The following is an 18699-nucleotide window of genomic DNA, read 5'->3' as shown; positions in this document are numbered from 1 at the left end:
TTGGAGGGGTAAACATGGATTTCAATTTAACATCTGAGCAGGAAATGATAAAAAAGACAATCAGGGAGTTTGCCGATGAAGTAGTGGCGCCGGGAGCCTTGGAGAGGGACCGGACGAAGCAGTTCCCACATGAAATTTTTAAACAGCTAGGGGAAATGGGCATCATGGGGCTGCCATTCCCCGAAGAGTATGGGGGTGGCGGGGCTGATACGATAAGCTTCGCGATTGTCACTGAAGAGCTTAGCCGGGCTTGCGGCTCGACCGGTATCACATATTCTGCCCATATTTCCCTTGGCGGCGCTCCGATCAATATGTTCGGCACCGAGGAGCAAAAACGGAAGTACCTTACCCCTATCTGCACGGGTGAATCTTTTGGGGCTTTCGGGCTTACTGAGCCAAACGCAGGTTCAGATGCCGGTGGTACAAGGACTTTCGCAAAAGAAGAAAATGGGGAATGGGTCATCAATGGCAGCAAGTGCTTTATTACAAATGCAAGCTATGCAAAGCATCTCGCTTTGACGGCGGTTACCGGCCAAACGGAAGCCGGCAAGGAAATTAGCGCTATTATCGTTCCAACGGATGCAAAGGGCTTTAAGGTAATCGACAACTATGAAAAAATGGGCTTGCATTCATCCAATACAACGGAACTTGTCCTTGAGGACGTCAAGGTTCCGGCCGAGAACCTTCTTGGGAAAAGGGGAGAAGGCTTCAAACAGTTCCTGATTACGCTTGACGGAGGGAGGATCGGCATTGGGGCGATGGCTGTCGGGATTGCCCAGGCAGCCTATGACAAGGCTCTCCAGTATGCGAAAGAAAGGGCGCAGTTTGGAAAGTCGCTTTCATCCTTCCAGGCTATCCAGTTTAAACTTGCCGATATGGCGATGAAAATCGAGCTGGCAAGGACAATGGTGTATAAGGCTGCATGGCTTAAGGACAACGGTAAGCCATTCACGAAGGAAGCAGCGATGTGTAAGCTCTATGCATCGGAAATTTGCATGGAAGTCACTGACCAGGCCGTCCAGATCCATGGAGGATACGGCTATATGAAGGATTATCATGTTGAACGCTATATGAGGGATGCCAAACTGCTGGAAATTGGGGAGGGAACATCGGAAATCCAGCGCATCGTCATTGCAAGGGAAATTGGCTGCAGCTAATTCTGGCAAGAGGCCTCCTCGAAAAGGCTGGCTGGGTGTTTTTACAGCCAGCCTTTTGTTTTTTTTTAAAAGAGTCTCCAGACTAGAATCCGCAGTTTTTTTTGTGGCTTTTATAATCGGGAATGCCAGGATTCAGTACTGGTGCTAATAAAATGTGACAAAAGTAACTTAATGCTTTTCCTTCTGGAGATTTTCGGCTAAAATAGTAGTTGTTTGTATATTACACGCATTTGTTCGTACATAAGGGAGGGGAATTTCATGAATCGCAATCCAGTCATTCCATTTATTCTTATTATGGTAATGGGTATCGGGTTAATTTTCTTGCTTTCCTTCAAGGGGCTTGGCGACATGAAGGAAATTGCAGAAGGCGATAAGAAAGGTGGCGGCGAAAAGACCGAGGTAGCCGCAAAGCCTGAGGAGCTGTACAAATCCACAGGCTGCATCAATTGCCACGGGGAAAATCTCGAAGGCGGAATGGGCCCTAAATTGGACGATGTTGGTTCTAGGCTTGATGAAGCCGGAATCAAAGACATTCTCGTTAATGGTACTACAGGTGGCATGCCTGCCGGTCTTGTAAAGGGAGCCGAAGCTGATGCCATGGCCAAATGGCTTGCTGAAAAGAAATAATTGCAAAATGCGAAAGCTGCTGCCCGTCCATCCGGGCGGCAGCTTTACTATTGTTTTAGGGTATTTAGTGAGAAGCTCCTGACCGTAAGAAGTTTGTTATTCTTCTTTTAGCCTGAAGGCGGGGCAGCCAGCTACCGTTCAGTCACTAAGGATAAGGAGATTGCTCCTTTTTGTTTTAATCCAAGTCCTTTGCATCTGTAAAGGACTTTTTTTATACTTGTAGAGAAACGTAAAAGTGAAAAGTGGTGCTTAATTTGAATGCTGAACAATTATCGAAACGCCTTGGGACAGTTGCTTCTTTTATCCCGAAAGGCGCGAGTGTTGCAGATATAGGCTCAGACCATGCCTATTTGCCATGCTACCTGGCGAAACAGGGGCATATACCCTCGGCTATTGCGGGGGAAGTGGTCGAGGGGCCTTACCAGTCCGCGAAAAGGCAGGTGGAAGCTACAGGCCTTCAGGATAGGATCGAAGTCAGGTTAGGAAATGGCCTAGAGGTCCTGAAACCTGGGGAAGCCGATTGCATTACGATAGCCGGAATGGGCGGCGTCCTGATTTCCGATATACTTGAGGCTGGTAAAGATAAGCTTCCAGGGGTAAAAAGGCTGGTCCTTCAGCCGAATGTCGGAGCCAATTCCGTTCGGGAGTGGCTCTTCAGGAACGGATGGGAGCTGATTGACGAAGAAATCCTTGAAGAGGACGGAAAAATTTATGAGGTCCTGGTGGCGGAAAAGGGGAATCCCGAAGCTCCGTATAAGGCTGAGTTGGAAAGAGGCATTTTGTTTGGCCCATTTTTGCTGAAGCGCAAAGAAACGGCCTTTATTAAAAAATGGACGCTAGAGAAAGAGAACTGGCAAAGAGTTCTGTCCCAGTTGGATAAAGCGCAGCCATCCACTGATGTGGATGAGAAAAAGGAAGAATTGTTCGGGAAAATCAGGATGGTGGAGGAGGTACTCGCAAATTGAAAAAAATAAACGGACATGAGTTAATTCGATTAATGGAATCCTTTTCACCGAAGGAATACGCGATGGAAGGGGATCGGATTGGCCTGCAGATTGGCCAACTGAACAGGCCGGTTGACAAGGTTTTGGTTGCCCTCGATTTGGTTGAGGAAGTCGTAGACGAAGCCATTGAAAAGGGCGTGCAGCTCATTATCGCCCACCATCCACCTATTTACAGGCCATTGGCGAAACTTGCAACCGATACGGCCCAAGGGCGGATTTTTGAAAAATTAATCAAGCACGACATTTCCGTCTATGCGGCCCATACGAATCTTGATGTAGCGACTGGCGGTGTAAACGACATGCTCGCTGCGGCACTCGGCCTGGAAAATCCGGAAGTGCTTGTCCCTACATATGAGGAGCGATTAAAAAAAGTTGTCGTTTTTGTCCCGAACGAGCATGCCGGCCAGGTAAGGGAAGCGATGGGGAATGCAGGTGCAGGTGCCATCGGCAACTACAGCCATTGCTCTTTTTCCACAGAAGGGACTGGAAGGTTTCTTCCGGGAGAGGGCACTAATCCGTTCATCGGCAGTGAAGGCAAGATTGAAGCAGTTGGTGAAGCAAGAATCGAAACCATTGTGCCTGAAAGGTTTGTAAAGAAGGTTGTAAGTGCCATGATAAAAGCGCATCCGTACGAGGAGCCCGCCTATGACGTTTACCCGGTAGAAAACAAAGGGGCCACCCTGGGACTTGGCAGAATCGGAACGGTTCAAGAAATGACCCTTCGTGAGTTTGCCGAAAAGGTAAAAGCGGATCTCGGGGTAGAAGCGGTCCGGGTTGTCGGGAATCTTGATGCCAAGGTGAAAAAAGCAGCCGTTCTTGGCGGCGATGGAAATAAGTATTTTTCACAGGCGAAATTCAAAGGTGCGGATGTGTATGTCACCGGGGATATTTACTACCATGTCGCCCATGATGCCCTTATGCTTGGACTTAATATCATCGACCCGGGGCACAATGTCGAAAAAATCATGAAAAAGGGTCTTGCTTCCGTCCTTGCCGGCCTTTGCGCAGAGGCGGGATATGATGCCGAAGTCCTTGCATCAGAAATCGATACCAATCCATTCAATGTTATTTAAGATAGAAAAAAACCGGCTGAGGTCAGCCGGTTTTTTGCTTATTGTAACTTTAGTTCAGGATTTTTTACTTTCGGAAGGATTTTTGCAAGCGGGACATTCTTTGTCCTATCCCACGTTGCCGGGTTTTCCGGATCATACTGCTCAAGGAAGGAAATGACTTCCTTCGTAATTGGCGTCGGAGTGGAAGCCCCAGCAGTAACCGCCACTGTCGAAGCATCTTTCAGCCACTCAAGGTCAAGCTCCGAAATATCGGCGATCCGATAGGCTTTCGTACCAGCAATTTCCTCGGAGACTTGGGCGAGCCGGTTCGAGTTGTTGCTCATGGGATCCCCAACGACAATCAGGACGTCCGCCTCACCCGCCTGCTCGGCAACGGCTTCCTGGCGTACCTGTGTAGCCATGCAAATCTCCCTGTGGACTTCGGCATGTGGATATTTTTCCTTAACCCTATTTATGATTTCGGCAACATCCCATTGGCTCATGGTTGTCTGGTTTGTGACAATGATTTTATCATGGCCGATTTCTAGGGCATCGACATCTTCTGAGGTTTCGACAAGGAAGACAGTTCCCGGTGCCGCAACGCCAACAGCACCTTCTGGTTCGGGATGGCCCTTTTTGCCGATGTAAATGATTTTAAAGCCTTCCGCTTCCTTTTCGCGGATCAGTTCATGCGTCTTTGTGACGTCAGGGCACGTTGCGTCAATGGAGACGAGCCCCTTTTCCTTCGCAAGATTGCGCACTTCCGGAGAAATTCCGTGGGCGGTGAAAATGACTGTTCCCTTATCTACTTTTTCGAGTATTTCTCTTCTGTTGTTGCCGTCCAGGGTAATGATGCCTTCTTCAGCAAACGCATCCGTCACATGTTTATTATGGACAATCATCCCCAGGATATAAATAGGCCGGGGAAGCGATTTATCTAATGCCGCATTTCTGGCAATGACCATGGCATCAACAACGCCATAGCAATAACCCCGCGGTGAAATTTTAATGATTTTCATAACGCGCCTCCTGTCAAGGTCTTACTTCAATACTATGTATATAGTATATAGGACTTGGAGCAATACTTCAAAGTCTATAAAATCCAGGTGCAAATGGGAGCGGGCTCCGAATCCGGCGCCCGCCATATAAGCCTTGCTTATTTGCTCTTGTAAAGAAAGTTCCCAGAGTCATTAAATAAAGAGTTTGGGCTTTGATTCGCCCCGTACAGGTTCGGGCTTGCTTTCGCGCGCAGGTTGGCTAGTGGGTGGTGAGGCAGGATTGTTTTTTCTGCGGCTTTCCTGCGGCATGGTTGAAGCTGCCGGCTTTTCAGGTTTGGTTTCCTGTGTTTCTTTTTCCGAAGCTTTGCCTAAAGCGGCTGCATTGCCATCGTCGGAGTCTTTAAGTCCACGGTACAATTTCCACATCGCAGGCAGATTCCTGAAAAGCGGTCCGTACTGTTCGATTATCGGGCCAAATTGCTGGGCGGTGTTAAGTACATTTTGGGTATTCGCAAGAAAAGTATTTAGTGCCTCTGGATTCCCAAGCGACTTCAGTAAAGAACCGGTCCCTGCCTGGCCCGCGGCCCCTGCGGCTGCGCCTCCGCGCCCGGCCGCCGCCTGGGCTGGGCCCGACCTGCCAAACAGCCTTGCCAGGAGGCCTCCCCCCCTCGACGGCTGTCTTTGCATTGGATTCATTGGACCCATAAGGGGAGGCCGTTGTTGGCCTGGAAATCCCGGCTGCCTCCCGAACGGCGGCCCTCCCATCGGCATCCGTCCGAATCCTCCTTGCCTCCGCATTTGCGGCATAGGTGGCATCATGACAGTCTCCTTTCAAAAAAATATCCTCTTTTTAAACTATGCAGTTTTTTCAATAATGTTAAGGAACCCAATGGGAAGGAAAACTTAATGAAAAGCATGGAAATTGCAAATGATGAAACTATATAGGTTGAACTTAATAATTACACCCAATAGTTTGGGAAGCTGGTTGATTGGAGCTCAGGCATGTAGACTCCTGCGGGATTGAGCGGCAAGGGGAGACCCCGCAGGAGCTTTGCTCCGAGGAGGCTCCACTGACGCCCCGCTGAAAGCGAAATGCCCGGAGCGGAAATCAACCACCTCGTTCACATTTGGAACCCAATTTTTATTTCAACCTATATAACATCGTTTCTTGTGGAGATTTAGCCGAAACTTTACTATAATTACAGGATGGATAAGTCTGTTCCATCAATTGAACTTAAGGAGCAATAAAATGAGTGTAAACCAATTTGAACGATTCAAGCTTAAACCATTTCTTATAGAGGCTGTGGAGTCGCTCGGCTTCACAAAGCCGACAGATATCCAGGAGCAAATGATTCCCGCAGCGCTAAAGGGAGAGAGCGCGATTGGGCAGTCCAGGACAGGGACAGGAAAAACACATTCCTATTTGCTGCCGATTCTTGATAAACTTGACCCTGGCCGCCAGGAAGTGCAGGCGGTGATTACCGCTCCTACACGGGAATTGGCGAGCCAAATTTACCACCAGTTTTTGAAGGCCGCCGAATATTATGACGGCCCTGAAGAAATCAGAATCCGCAATTATATCGGTGGAACGGACAAGCAAAAGACGATTGAGAAGCTGAAAGTCCAGCCGCACATCGTTGTCGGCACTCCTTCCCGCATCAATGACCTAATCCAGGAACAGGCTTTATTCGTACACACCGCGGCAACGCTTGTCATCGACGAGGCTGATTTAATGCTGGATATGGGCTTTCTGGAGGATGTCGACAAGGTTGCATCGAGAATGCCCGAGAAGCTGCAGATACTTGTTTTCTCGGCAACCATTCCTGAAAAGCTGAAGCCTTTTCTAAAAAAATATATGGAAAACCCAAAATATATCCATATTGAGCCAAGGAAGAAAGCGGCGGAAAACCTGGAGCATTGGCTATTGCCTTCAAGGCATAAAAACAAGAAGCAAATCGTTTCAAATGTTCTCCGGGCATTCAATCCGTATTTGGCCATCGTATTTACGAATACAAAGAAAATGGCTGACGAAGTAGCGGACTACCTGATTGGTGAAGGGTTGAAAGTTGGCAGGGTCCATGGCGACCTCAATCCGCGCGAACGAAAAAAAATGATGAAGCAAATTCAGGATTTGGAGTATCAATATATTGTGGCGACCGACCTTGCCGCCCGTGGAATCGATATTGAAGGCGTTAGCCATGTGATCAATTATGAATTGCCGAGTGATTTGGATTTTTATATCCACAGGGTCGGCAGGACGGCTCGGGCCGGCTATTCCGGAATTGCGTTGACGGTGTATGACCCATCGGACGAAGATGCTCTCAACAGGCTGGGAAAAATGGGCATCACCTTCAAGCATGTCGACTTCGGGAAGGAAGGCCTTGTTGAAATTGCCGACCGGAACAAGCGGAAAACTAGAAAGAAAACGGAAGATAAAGCCGATAAAGTAGCCAAATCGATGGTCAAGGCGCCGAGCAAGGTGAAACCAGGTTATAAGAAAAAGATGAATGCCGAAATAGCTAAAATAAAGAAAAGGCAAAACAGGCTGAACAAAAAGAAGTAGGCAAGGGTGAAAGGAGAAGGGAATATGTTGAAGATTGGCTCTCATGTGTCGATGAGCGGGAAGGATATGCTGCTTGCGGCCAGTAAGGAAGCTGTTTCCTATGGATCAAATACATTTATGATTTACACCGGGGCACCTCAAAATACAAGAAGGAAAAAGATTGAGGAGCTAAATATTGAGGCAGGCAGAAGGCATATGGAGGAGAACGGTATTGAGGAAATTATCGTCCATGCCCCCTACATCATTAACATCGGGAATACGGTCAACCCGGCTACCTTTGAATTGGGCGTAAACTTTTTGCGCTCAGAAATCGAAAGGACGGAAGCGATTGGCGCAACCCAAATCGTCCTCCATCCCGGTGCCCATGTTGGCGCTGGTACGGAAGAAGGCATTAAGAAGATCGTCGAAGGGTTGAATGAAGTGCTTACCGGCAATGAAAAAGTACAGGTAGCGCTTGAAACGATGGCTGGCAAGGGCTCGGAATGCGGAAAAACCTTCGAGGAACTGGCGATGATTATGGATGGGGTTATTTATAATGACCAGTTGTCAGTCTGTTTTGATACTTGCCATACACACGATGCCGGCTATGACATCGTCAACGATTTTGACGGCGTCCTTGCTGAGTTTGATAAAATTATCGGGATTGACAGGCTGAAAGTCCTTCATATCAACGATAGCAAAAATGCTGTAGGAATGAAGAAGGACCGCCATGAAAATATCGGATACGGCCATATCGGCTTCGATGCGATATGCGCGATTGTCCATCATCCCCAATTAATAAACGTTCCAAAAATCCTGGAAACGCCATATGTTGGGGAGGACAAGAAAAACCAAAAGCCTCCTTATAAGCATGAAATCGAAATGCTTCGGAACAAGGTTTTTGATGCAAGCCTGAAAGGCCTTCCGGCACATGTATAGCCAGCTGTTCCACAGATTGTAATTGGCTAAGCCAACAAGATGGGAAAAAGCCTCCTGTCCGCGCTCCAGGGCGCAGGGCAGAAGGCTTTTTTCTTCTGGTTTTCAACTGGTGAATTTAAGAAAAAGTTTGTTTACTTCCCGGGCGGTATCAGGGCCCGAAATTTTGGCGACTTCTTTAATAATTGTAGCTCTTTGGGAGCTATCAAAAATATTAACATGCCTCCCCCGTAAGTATGCGGCAATCTTGGTTGCCTGGCTTCTATTGATGGAAATTTCGAACTGGGCGGCGTAATTCAGCAGTTCGTCCGTCGTTATGGTATTTATTTTATGGTTGATAATATTTTCAAAAATCTTCATTCTTATCACTCCCCTTCCTAATGTATGTTCATCGCCGAGAAACAGTGCAAAAAAATACCTGAATGTGTGGGCGGCTTTACAAGAAGCGATAACTGGGGTATACTACATAACGTAAATCGGAATGATTCTTAAAATTAAGGTGATTATATGGCTGTGCCAGTTATTGAAATAAAGAGGCTGTCCTATCGATATGAGAAGGAAAAAGTCCTCGAGGATATAAATTTAACTGTTCCAAAAGGAGCTTTTCTCGGAATTGTCGGACCAAATGGATCCGGAAAATCGACCCTCCTAAAATTGATTCTCGGTCTCCTGGATCCCCAGGAAGGGGAAATCCGCCTGTTTGGGAAACCGATCGGCGCTTTTTCAGCGTGGGATAAAATAGGATATGTTTCACAAAAAGCAAACTCGTTCAATTCGGGCTTTCCAGCAACGGTTGAGGAAGTGGTTTCCAGCGGGCTGACAAGGAAAATAGGACTGTTCCGTTTCTTGCGCGGCAGTGACCGGCAGAAGGTCAAAAAAGCGCTTGAATCAGTCGGGATGGCTGAGTTTTTCGATAGAAATATCGGAGAGCTTTCAGGCGGCCAGCAGCAGAGGGTTTTCATCGCAAGAGCCCTCGTGAGCGATCCGGAACTGCTCATCCTTGACGAACCAACCGTAGGCGTTGATGCGAGGCGCGTCGATGTTTTTTATGACATGCTTGAAACATTGAATAAGGAGCGGGGGATTACCCTTTTGCTCGTGACCCATGATATTGGGACGATCTCCGAAACCGTTACACATGTTGCCTGCCTGAATAAGCATCTCCATTTCCATGGAGAAGCCGGTGAGTTCGGGGAGCTTGCGGAAAAAGGGCTATCCGACATCTATGGGCACGGTGTCCATCTTCTTGACCACCATCATCATGAGGAGGCGGGAAGATGTTAAGCGGAATTCTTCGGTATGAATTTTTACAGAATGCGTTTCTCTCCGGGGCACTAATTGGGATTATTGCTCCGCTTCTGGGAGTCTTCATTGTGGTGAGGCGCCTGTCCCTCATCGCGGACGCCTTGAGCCATGTCACGTTATCCGGCATTGCTGCAAGCCTTTTTATCGAAAAAAAGCTTGGCCTCTCAGGAGCCATCAATCCTTTGTATATGGGTATGGCATTTTCAGTGGCGGGTTCATTGTTCATCGAAAAGCTGCGCGGCGTGTATAAACATTACCAGGAGCTTGCCATTCCAATCATCCTTTCCGGGGGGATTGGAATAGGGGTTATTTTCATCTCGCTTGCAGATGGATTCAATTCGGACCTTTTTGGCTATTTGTTTGGGAGTGTTACCGCTGTCAGCCGCGTGGATGTTTGGACGATAGCGGCTATCAGTGTATTTGTTGTGGCGGTTGTTGCCTTGCTGTACAAGGAGTTATTCTTGCTTTCGTTTGACGAAGAACATGCGAAAGCTTCAGGAATTCCTGCAAAGGCAATCCATTTTATTTTTATTGTCATGGTCGCGCTTGTTATTGCAGCCTCCATGAGGATTGTCGGCATTCTCCTCGTTTCGTCGCTTATGACCCTACCGGTCGCGGCAAGCATGAGAATAGCAAAGGGCTTTAAACAGGCAATCTTTTTATCAGTGGCGTTTGGGGAAATTTCGGTTTTTGGCGGCCTTATTGCCGCCTACTATCTCGATTTGGCACCAGGCGGAACGATTGTCCTTCTCGCGATTGCGATTTTGGCTGGCGCTATTATTTTTAAAAAGGCGGCCTTAAAAAGAAGATTCGCACAGGGGTGATTGGAATGGATGTAAACGAAGCGCTTGATTTCTTAAAGGAAAAAGGATATAAGCATACAGGAAAAAGGGAAGAAATGCTCCAGCTTTTTTCCGATAGCGATAAATATTTAACAGCGAAGGATGTCCTCGAAAGGTTGAAGGGGGAATACCCTGGCCTAAGCTTCGATACGATATACAGGAATTTGTCCTTATTCGCGGAGCTTGGGATACTTGAAACAACTGATCTTTCAGGAGAGAAGCATTTCCGGTTCACCTGCTCACGGACATCGCATCACCACCACTTTATCTGCCTGGACTGCGGGAAGACCAAGGAGCTCGGGACATGCCCGATGGATGGGCTTGGTGAAGATCTGAATGGCTACGATGTATCAGGCCACAAGTTTGAAATATATGGTAAATGCCCGGAATGTATATAAAAAAACAGCCCCATGGCTGTTTTTTATTTGCTCAATTTTTCAATCCAATCATTTGCCTCCTGCCAGTTTGCAATCCGAATGACGCCTTCGGGAATGGGTTCACGGTTGTACGGGGTATCGAACAATAAAACCGGAATTCCGCATTCCTCATGAATGGTAACCGCATTGTCGTGCTTGTCCTCCAAAAATAAATCCACGTTATATTTTTTGGCTGTGGCGATTTTGTTGTGTGTCCCAATTAATTCAATATGGTGAAAAGCAAGCTCGTTGTCCGTGAACCATTGCTTGGTTAACTCAAGCAAATGGGATGCCCTGGCGCTTATAAAATAAAGCTCATAGCTGTTTGCCCACTCCGTTAGCACCTCCCTGGCACCTTCAGCAAGCGGGGAGCCTTTGTAAATTTCCGGCTCCGCCCCTTTAAACCACTCGGCAAACTGCTCTCTCGAAATGTCCACAAGGTGCAGGAGGTCGTACTCCTTTACATCATCCAGGGTTACATTAAGGTTAAAGGCTTTGTTTATATATGGCAAGATGCTTGAAGGGGATGTTACGGTTCCATCGATGTCAATTCCGATTCTCTTCATGAATGTAAACTCCTTTTGTCGCTTTCAGTCCGCAAATTCTTCACAATATCAGTTTACCTACTTTTAATGACCTCTGCTGGAGGTTTCACTTCATTTTACCAAAAATCCTTTGCTTTTGCTTGTAGTCCTTGCAAAGATTGACATAGTAAAAAAAGCGGGCAAGTAAACACTAAGAAGGCTCCTACCTTTTGAAAGTGAGGGATTTTAGGTGGCCGATCAATCAAGGGATAACAACACGATGCAGCAAAATTACAGCCGGGAAGGGCAGCCTTCCAATTATAATGAAGAAACCTCCACGGAATCGGTCCTGCTTCTTCCTGAACCGACCGGTACGCCGGGCATGAACAGCAGTGCTTCGGCTTCAGGCACAGGCAATACTGGCTATCAGGAAGAAACGGCGGCGGAAATAGCTGCTCCTGTTTCTGTCAGGCAGAACAGGGAAGGGCAGCGGGCCGGCGGTCGTGAAATGGACCGGGATACCGCGGGAGGGATGCTTGGCTTTGCGGCTCTCGTCTCGGCAATTTTGTCGTTGTTCGTCATGCCGGTCATTCTCGGCGCGGCAGGAATCATCATTGGGTTTCTGGCGATGCGCAGAGGGGCGACAAAATCCGGCGGATGGGCAATTGGCATCGGTGCGATTTCTCTCATCATCGGGATCTTTATTACACCCTTTTTCTAGCTTTATCAGGGGCAATGGAAAAGAGGCCGGGCGTTTGCCTGGCCTCTTGCCGTTTACACACCTTGTTTTTCAAGTGCCTTCTTTTTGAAGTATTCCTCCGCGAGGACGTCAATTTCCTTTTTCAGTTCCTCTACCATTGTTTCTTCCGGTACTTTGCGGATAATTTCACCATGCCGGAAGAGCAATCCTTCGCCGCGGGCGCCGGCAATGCCGATATCCGCCTCGCGCGCTTCCCCCGGGCCGTTAACGGCGCAGCCAAGCACAGCAATTTTTATAGGTGCCTTGATTTTCGAGATATATTCTTCGACTTCATTGGCAATGCTGATCAGGTCGATTTCAATCCTTCCGCAAGTCGGACAGGAAATAAGGGTTGCCGCATTTGAGGAAAGCCCAAATACCTTCAGGAGCTCGCGTGCGACTTTCACTTCCTGGACTGGATCTGCACTAAGCGAAATCCGAAGCGTATTGCCGATTCCCATATTCAATAACGCACCAAGGCCGGCGGCACTTTTTACCGTGCCTGAGAAAAGTGTCCCTGACTCGGTAATCCCGAGGTGAAGAGGATAATCAAATGCCCTGGCAGCCTTCTCATAGGCTTCAATAGCAAGATTTACGTCGGATGCTTTCATCGAGACGATAATATCATGGAAATCTAGGTCTTCAAGAATTTTGATATGGTGAAGCGCGCTTTCAACCATGCCATCGGCGGTTGGATAGCCATATTTCTCAAGAATCCTTTTTTCAAGGGAACCGGCATTGACGCCGATCCTGATTGGAATGCCGCGTTCTTTCGCAGCTTTTACGACAGCTTCCACTTTTTCGCGTCTGCCGATATTTCCCGGATTGATCCTGATTTTATCAGCTCCGCCTTCAATTGCTTTAAGAGCAAGCTTGTAGTCGAAGTGGATGTCGACAACAAGGGGGATGTTGATCCGCTTTTTGATTTCGGCTATCGCATTGGCCGCCCGTTCATCCGGACAGGCAACACGGACGATTTGGCATCCCGCGTCCTCAAGCCTCTTTATTTCGGCGACGGTTTCCTCGACATCGTGGGTTTTCGTCGTCGTCATGCTCTGTATGATAAGTTCGTTATTCCCGCCGATTGTTAAGTTTCCAACCTTTATAGGGCGGGTTTTTGTTCGATGTATAATTTCATTCACGTGCGATTCGCTCCTTTGCGTACCGATTGAAGTTAATCTTTTTTAAATCAATACTTCATTATTTTATCAGTAGCCGGGCAATCTTACAAGGCAAGGAGCTTTTTCTGCATGTCCCTAACGTCCATAGTCCGGGAACCGGTACTCCTTCCCAATTTGGAGGCGTTCTGGTGACACTCCTGGATTGAGCAACTGAAAATCGGCAATCAATTTGGCAATTGATACATTCGGGCTTTTGCCCCGTTTCTGTTCCACAATCGAAAGCAACGTCTGGCCTGGCTCGACGGCTGCTGTGAAGTTTGGCATTTCAAGGGTGGCTGGCTCGGCGCTTTTTAAAGGAGGGGCTGCGATTGATACGGGCAATGTGCCGGCAGTCAGGTCAACATACATACTAACAAGCAAGGCGGCAAAAAAAACGGCGATAATCATTTTTTTCATGGGACAGGCCTCCAGCGCGATTTTTTTCATATATATGCCGCGTTCCAGAGAATAGTACAGCCAAAATAAAAAATGGCAGCCCCCAAAGTGGGACTGCCATTTTCGCGTGCCGGATTATGCTTTTTTAGGAGCCGGCGTTTCGTTAATCGCAAGGTACAGAACGATTGCCGATACGAGCCAGTTAATGAGGAAACCGTTTGGAACAGATGTTTGAATGGCTTCCATGATTGTAAAGAAGACGGTTGAAATCGTTACGCTGTAAGCCGCCATTCTCCATAGGTGGCCATAGTTCAGGTGCCTTCCGCCCATATTTTTCAAAATCAGGCCCATCATCGCGAGGACGCTGACTTCAATGAATTTCATCGCGGATGATACAAGATAGATGAAAACAAATGCGATCGGAAGAATAATATAGGCGGCACCATCCATTGAAGCGAAAAAGTCAACGAAATCCTGTTTGCCAATTTCTGATGCGTCAATCATCGAATAGGAATAGGTCTGGACGTTACCTCCAGCCGCTAGTGCAAACTCATCCTTCAATAACCCAAAGGCGGTTCCTGTGGCCGCCAAATCCTTGCCGCTCACCGAACCAGTTGGATCGATTGTTATTGAAAATCCATCACGGTCAATCGTGACAGGCAGATTGTTTTCCGTCTCCAGTACACCATTTTTAATTGTAAAATCGGGAAGTTCTTCCCTGATGATTTCCTCTGCAGCCTGTATCCCATTTGTAATTGCGATGCTAAAATGGTAAAAGGTAGGCAGGACCGATAGCAATGTTAGAAGAAACACATAGAGAATCGTTTTGCCAATACCCTGAAACCGGTAAATGGCAATGTCCCGCGGGGAATACAAACTTTTGTACATTTGTTTAAAAACATTCATGAACACACACCCCTAACAAGTTTCAGCCCTTTCATTTTATCTTTATATAGTGGTAATCACAAGCACAAATAAGCACGGTGGTTATCCATAGCAGGCGGGGGTAAAGGGGTAATGGGATTTTATATTGTGGAAAAGGAGCATTAGTTAATGGAAAGCATTATATTAGGGATTGTTATTTTATTGTTTATTATTGCGTTTGTCGGGATTTTTTTCCCGATTATTCCGAGTGTCCTGTTTATCTTCGCGGGATTCCTCGTGTACGGCTTTTTTGTTTCTTTTGAGCCATTCAACTGGTTTTTCTGGACAATTCAGGTGCTGTTTACAGTGTTGCTGTTTATTGCCGACTATGCCGCCAATGTGTTTGGGATAAAAAAATACGGGGGTTCGAAGGCGGCGGTTTGGGGGAGCACGATTGGGCTCATCGCCGGCCCTTTTATCCTGCCTTTCGCGGGAATTATCCTTGGCCCGTTTATCGGCGCAATTGCCGCGGAATTGCTTATCAGCAGGAAAGGGCTCGCTGACAGCGCCAAAATTGGATTTGGTTCCGTTATTGGTTTTATTGGAGGGGCTGCAGCAAAAACCGTCATCCAGGCGGGAATGGTCGCCTACTTCCTCTATATGGTTCTTTAGAAGTCTACAAGCTAAAATTCATCCTTTAGTATGATTGATGGAAATGTAATAGTAATTATCATTCAAATCATCCTTTTGTGGGTTATGTCGTTACTTAACCAACATAAGTGTGATTTGGATTTTTCTTTTGTTGCAAGGAATTCTATCGTATAATTTTTTTCTTTTAATGCCCGAATGCCCTGTTATGTCCTGCTGTCCGGTCACTAAAATGCTTTTTTCGGGGACTCGGACAAAAAGAATGCCTGTTCCCTCACGAGTGGCCGACTGCTAATCTCGGCGAAACGTTCGGGGCCAGGCACTCAGTTTACAATCATGAGCTCACACTAAAAAGACTTCTTGGTTCATTTCAAAAATTCCGATACCCGCATTCCCTAATTCAATCCGCAAATTTCATGGGCGCAATTTTGGCAGTCGACTTCCTGCCTTAAATAGGAAAGTTTTTTTACGGTAAACTTTTGCTGGTCATAGCTGATAATGCCGTTGTCCCTTAACTCCTTCAAGCTTCTTTGGATTACTTCCCGCGTTCCGTACGTTAAATTGGCAAGTTCCTGATGGGTGAGGGGCAGGTCAATCAGAATGCCATCCTCACTTGGAACTCCATACGAATTGCAAAGGCGGATTAAGATGGAGTATAGGCCGCCTTTTTTTCCATTCATAATCAGGTCCTGGCATTTCATCTGCGCTTTCAGGTAGGAGGTGCTCAGCCATGACACAAGTGCGAACATGGCGTTGGGGTCGTTCATCACGAATTCCTCGAACTGCTCCCGTTTTATAACTAGCAATTCACAGTCGGTTAGCGCCTTGGCTGAGAAATGGTAGCGTGAAAGCGGCTTGAACAATTGATATTCGACAATCATTTCTCTTTCATTAAGGATTTTTAAAATAAATTCTTTTCCTTTTAGGTGGACACGGCCAATCGCGGCGCTGCCCTTTTGAATGAGATAAATATGCTCGACGCGGTCCCTTTCATGGAAAAGGACCGTTCCGGCTTTAATTTTTTGAATAGGCTCCCTGCCCCCAAAAAAGTGGCTCAGCAATTTGTATAAAGAAACAGTGTTTTCCTGCATATCCGCAACTCCTTTTGTGCCATCACTTTGATTAAAAAAGATTATATACAGCATGTCAACATCGTTTTTACATTTATTGGAATCCATTAACGGCAGTTATGACTTAAATCGTTGACAGCGCTGGATTTTTCTGAAATTGACAATTTACCGAATTTTTGTGGGCGCTGAACAAGGATGGAATGAAATAGAATAATGAGGGGAACGGTATCAGTAGCCGCGAGCGTTTCATTTGAATCGCGATGAAAATTTTGCTAATCTTAAGCTGCATAAGCTTAGGAAATTTTCAAAAAATAAAACCAGTACATAGGAGGAGTTGTCCATGGCATTCGAATTGCCTCAGCTTCCTTATGCGTATGATGCGCTTGAGCCGCACATCGACAAGGAAACAATGAACATTCACCATACGAAGCACCATAACACATATGTTACGAACCTGAATAACGCGCTTGAAGGAAATGAAGAACTTCTTTCCAAAACGGTTGAAGAAGTCATTTCCAATCTCGATGCTGTTCCGGAATCAGCAAGGACCGCTGTCCGCAACAATGGAGGGGGTCATGCGAACCATACCCTTTTCTGGCAGATCCTTTCCCCGAATGGCGGGGGCGAGCCATCAGGAGAATTGGCGGATGCGATCAGCAGCAAATTTGGCAGCCTGGAATCTTTCAAGGAAGAGTTTGCGAAAGCTGCAACAACCCGCTTTGGTTCAGGATGGGCCTGGCTCGTTGTCAATAATGGCGCGCTTGAAATCACAAGCMCCCCTAACCAGGACTCGCCATTAATGGAAGGGAAAACGCCAATCCTTGGATTGGATGTTTGGGAGCATGCCTACTATCTGAAATACCAGAACCGCCGTCCGGAATACATCAATTCATTCTGGAATGTCGTCAACTGGGGTGAAGTGGCAAAGCGTTACAACGAAGCGAAGTAAAGATTGAATACGAGTGGAAAAAGGCAGAGATTTTCTGCCTTTTTTCTTTTGGGGTTTTTTAAAGGGAATAGAAAACAGGCCGGTGATGAAGACTACCTTTAAGAAAAAAGGGAGTTTTCATATGGCAAAAAAACTTCGGATTCTAGGGGAATTATCGATTACGAGGGAGCTTGCGCTTCTTCTTGCGCTTGGCGGCCTTTACTCTCTAAGTGTCGCATTGTCCAACTCGTTCGTGAATGTTTATTTATGGAAGCAATCAGGTGATTTTACCGAAATCGGCTTATATAATCTCTCGATTGTCGTCCTTCAGCCGCTCACTTTCATAGTTGCGGGAAGATGGGCGAAAAAGGTAGACCGGATTATTGTCCTCCGTACAGGTGTCATTTTTCTTGCCCTGTTTTATTTATCTGTCCTCGCCGCCGGGACAGGGGCATCCCGTATGCTCATGCTTCTCGGAGGGCTGCTCGGAATTGGCTATGGCTTTTATTGGCTCGCCTTTAATGTCCTCACATTTGAAATAACAGAGCCGGAAACAAGGGACTTTTTTAACGGCTTCCTTGGAATTCTTTCTTCAGCCGGAGGGATGATTGGGCCGATTGCCTCCGGGTTCATTATTACACTAATCGGCGGAATGAAAGGCTATATGGCCGTGTTTGGATTATCCCTGACCCTTTTTGTGCTTGCGGTCGTACTTAGTTTCTTCCTCAAACGGCGGCCATCTGAAGGGAAATATGCCTTTAAGGAAGTTTTGTCGGAGCGGGGAAGGAACCAAAATTGGCGGCTTATTACAAACGCCCATCTGTTCCAGGGATTGAGGGAAGGCACATTTGTGTTCGTCATTTCTGTTTATGTGTTTTTATCCACTGGCAGCGAACTGTCACTCGGGACATTCGGTTTGCTGAACTCTGGGGTTTCCTTCATCGCCTATTTTGCAGTTTCACGGTTGATTAAAAAGAAAAGGCGGAAAAAAGCCATCCTTCTTGGCGGCCTAATTTTGTATGGTGCAGTTTTTCTTATTTTCAAGGATGTTACGTTTGCGAAATTGCTCGTGTATGGAACGGCAATAGCAATCGCCTATCCGCTCCTGCTTGTTCCGTATATGTCAATTACGTATGATGTGATCGGCAGGAGCTGGAAGGCAGCTGAAATGCGAATTGAGTACATTGTAGTCCGGGAAGTATTTTTAAATATAGGAAGGATTATTTCTATCGGGGTATTCCTATTGGCGGTAACCCTTTTTGATTGGCATAAAAGCATTCCGGTCGTCCTGCTTATCTTGGGGGCAGGACATAGCTTCATTTATTTCTTCGTCAAAAAAGTCCACCTTTCTTCTCCTTGAGGTTGAGCGCTAGCTGGGCCTTTGGAGCCATTTTCAACGTTTCCGTGATATTTGGGCCGTTGGAAAGGGATTCCAGATAGAAAAAGTTTTCACTTTCCGATAAAATAAAGGTTAGTGAAAATGTAAAGGAA

Annotated in this window: 21 protein-coding genes; 13 read left to right on the top strand and 8 right to left on the bottom strand. The window is 46.8% G+C overall.

The genetic code is table 11. The features are described 5' to 3' along the window. The first annotated feature begins 14 nt into the window (after positions 1-14). The 4 genes from ADU24_RS13730 to ADU24_RS13715 all read left to right on the top strand — a co-directional run bounded on the left by ADU24_RS13730 (position 15) and on the right by ADU24_RS13715 (position 3861). Positions 15-1157: an acyl-CoA dehydrogenase gene (locus ADU24_RS13730; protein ID WP_053367168.1), complete on the top strand. Its 1143-nt coding sequence runs from the start codon at positions 15-17 to the stop codon at positions 1155-1157. Between the two features lie 258 nt (positions 1158-1415). Then, entirely contained in the window at positions 1416-1784 is a 369-nt protein-coding gene (cccA, locus tag ADU24_RS13725; protein WP_053367167.1) for a cytochrome c550, read from the top strand. A gap of 254 nt (positions 1785-2038) precedes the next feature. Beyond that, the gene (locus tag ADU24_RS13720) at positions 2039-2749 is read left to right on the top strand and encodes a tRNA (adenine(22)-N(1))-methyltransferase (protein WP_053367166.1); all 711 of its coding nucleotides are present in this window, start codon (positions 2039-2041) and stop codon (positions 2747-2749) included. Further along, entirely contained in the window at positions 2746-3861 is a 1116-nt protein-coding gene (locus tag ADU24_RS13715; protein ID WP_053367165.1) for a Nif3-like dinuclear metal center hexameric protein, read from the top strand. The genes ADU24_RS13720 and ADU24_RS13715 overlap by 4 nt, the downstream gene beginning before the upstream one ends. A gap of 38 nt (positions 3862-3899) precedes the next feature. On the opposite strand, the gene ADU24_RS13710 is transcribed toward ADU24_RS13715, so the two are convergent. Both ADU24_RS13710 and vrrA read right to left on the bottom strand, forming a co-directional pair. Next, entirely contained in the window at positions 3900-4859 is a 960-nt protein-coding gene (locus ADU24_RS13710; RefSeq protein WP_053367164.1) for a 4-hydroxy-3-methylbut-2-enyl diphosphate reductase, read from the bottom strand. A 171-nt stretch (positions 4860-5030) separates the two neighbouring features. Next, entirely contained in the window at positions 5031-5657 is a 627-nt protein-coding gene (vrrA, locus tag ADU24_RS13705; protein ID WP_082306914.1) for a VrrA/YqfQ family protein, read from the bottom strand. 430 nt (positions 5658-6087) lie between these two features. On the opposite strand from vrrA, the gene ADU24_RS13700 reads away from it, so the two are divergent. Together ADU24_RS13700 and ADU24_RS13695 are read left to right on the top strand one after the other, a co-directional pair. After that, complete coding sequence (locus tag ADU24_RS13700; RefSeq protein ID WP_053367162.1) at positions 6088-7401, top strand: DEAD/DEAH box helicase; 1314 nt, start codon at positions 6088-6090, stop codon at positions 7399-7401. A gap of 24 nt (positions 7402-7425) precedes the next feature. Further along, positions 7426-8319 carry a deoxyribonuclease IV gene (locus tag ADU24_RS13695; RefSeq protein WP_053367161.1) on the top strand — a complete coding sequence of 298 codons (894 nt, stop codon included), beginning with the start codon at positions 7426-7428 and terminating at the stop codon, positions 8317-8319. Positions 8320-8421: 102 nt separating this feature from the next. On the opposite strand, the gene ADU24_RS13690 is transcribed toward ADU24_RS13695, so the two are convergent. Further along, positions 8422-8676: a DUF2624 domain-containing protein gene (locus ADU24_RS13690; protein WP_053367160.1), complete on the bottom strand. Its 255-nt coding sequence runs from the start codon at positions 8674-8676 to the stop codon at positions 8422-8424. A 147-nt stretch (positions 8677-8823) separates the two neighbouring features. On the opposite strand from ADU24_RS13690, the gene ADU24_RS13685 reads away from it, so the two are divergent. Genes ADU24_RS13685 through ADU24_RS13675 form a run of 3 tightly spaced genes read left to right on the top strand, consistent with a single transcriptional unit; the run spans position 8824 to position 10861 of the window. Further along, complete coding sequence (locus tag ADU24_RS13685) at positions 8824-9600, top strand: metal ABC transporter ATP-binding protein (protein ID WP_053367159.1); 777 nt, start codon at positions 8824-8826, stop codon at positions 9598-9600. Then, on the top strand, positions 9594-10445 hold the full coding sequence (locus ADU24_RS13680; protein WP_053367158.1) for a metal ABC transporter permease: 852 nt from the start codon (positions 9594-9596) through the stop codon (positions 10443-10445). The genes ADU24_RS13685 and ADU24_RS13680 overlap by 7 nt, the downstream gene beginning before the upstream one ends. 5 nt (positions 10446-10450) lie before the next feature. Then, positions 10451-10861: a Fur family transcriptional regulator gene (locus ADU24_RS13675; RefSeq protein ID WP_053367157.1), complete on the top strand. Its 411-nt coding sequence runs from the start codon at positions 10451-10453 to the stop codon at positions 10859-10861. Positions 10862-10884: 23 nt separating this feature from the next. On the opposite strand, the gene ADU24_RS13670 is transcribed toward ADU24_RS13675, so the two are convergent. After that, a complete protein-coding gene (locus ADU24_RS13670) occupies positions 10885-11445 on the bottom strand; it encodes a 5' nucleotidase, NT5C type (RefSeq protein WP_053367156.1) in 561 nt (186 codons plus the stop codon). A 208-nt stretch (positions 11446-11653) separates the two neighbouring features. Here ADU24_RS13670 and ADU24_RS13665 point away from each other — a divergent pair, with 208 nt between their 5' ends. After that, positions 11654-12124, top strand: coding sequence for a DUF308 domain-containing protein (locus tag ADU24_RS13665; protein WP_231689617.1), 471 nt, complete (start codon positions 11654-11656; stop codon positions 12122-12124). A 53-nt stretch (positions 12125-12177) separates the two neighbouring features. Here ADU24_RS13665 and ispG read toward each other — a convergent pair whose 3' ends face one another. From ispG to ADU24_RS13650, 3 genes are all read right to left on the bottom strand, one after another. Next, the gene (gene ispG, locus ADU24_RS13660; RefSeq protein ID WP_053367155.1) at positions 12178-13284 is read right to left on the bottom strand and encodes a flavodoxin-dependent (E)-4-hydroxy-3-methylbut-2-enyl-diphosphate synthase; all 1107 of its coding nucleotides are present in this window, start codon (positions 13282-13284) and stop codon (positions 12178-12180) included. Between the two features lie 114 nt (positions 13285-13398). Further along, complete coding sequence (locus ADU24_RS13655) at positions 13399-13719, bottom strand: LysM peptidoglycan-binding domain-containing protein (RefSeq protein ID WP_053367154.1); 321 nt, start codon at positions 13717-13719, stop codon at positions 13399-13401. Between the two features lie 114 nt (positions 13720-13833). Then, positions 13834-14604 (bottom strand): DUF1189 domain-containing protein, encoded by a 771-nt coding sequence (locus ADU24_RS13650; RefSeq protein ID WP_053367153.1) that lies wholly within the window; start codon positions 14602-14604, stop codon positions 13834-13836. 147 nt (positions 14605-14751) lie between these two features. Between ADU24_RS13650 and ADU24_RS13645 the strand changes: the two genes are divergently transcribed. Next, positions 14752-15234 carry a DUF456 domain-containing protein gene (locus tag ADU24_RS13645; RefSeq protein ID WP_053367152.1) on the top strand — a complete coding sequence of 161 codons (483 nt, stop codon included), beginning with the start codon at positions 14752-14754 and terminating at the stop codon, positions 15232-15234. A gap of 371 nt (positions 15235-15605) precedes the next feature. Here the strand turns inward: ADU24_RS13645 and ADU24_RS13640 are convergent, their stop codons facing one another. Further along, positions 15606-16301, bottom strand: coding sequence for a Crp/Fnr family transcriptional regulator (locus ADU24_RS13640; RefSeq protein WP_053367151.1), 696 nt, complete (start codon positions 16299-16301; stop codon positions 15606-15608). Between the two features lie 319 nt (positions 16302-16620). On the opposite strand from ADU24_RS13640, the gene ADU24_RS13635 reads away from it, so the two are divergent. Together ADU24_RS13635 and ADU24_RS13630 are read left to right on the top strand one after the other, a co-directional pair. Then, positions 16621-17229: a superoxide dismutase gene (locus tag ADU24_RS13635; protein ID WP_053367150.1), complete on the top strand. Its 609-nt coding sequence runs from the start codon at positions 16621-16623 to the stop codon at positions 17227-17229. 121 nt (positions 17230-17350) lie between these two features. Continuing rightward, complete coding sequence (locus ADU24_RS13630; RefSeq protein ID WP_053367149.1) at positions 17351-18568, top strand: MFS transporter; 1218 nt, start codon at positions 17351-17353, stop codon at positions 18566-18568. The last annotated feature ends 131 nt before the right edge of the window (positions 18569-18699 follow it).

Origin of the sequence: Bacillus sp. FJAT-27245 (genome assembly GCF_001273955.1) — a bacterium.
GTDB lineage: Bacteria > Bacillota > Bacilli > Bacillales > Cytobacillaceae > Bacillus_D.
The sequence above is the reverse complement of the archived record's forward strand: the minus strand, read 5'-3'. Positions and strand labels throughout refer to the sequence as shown.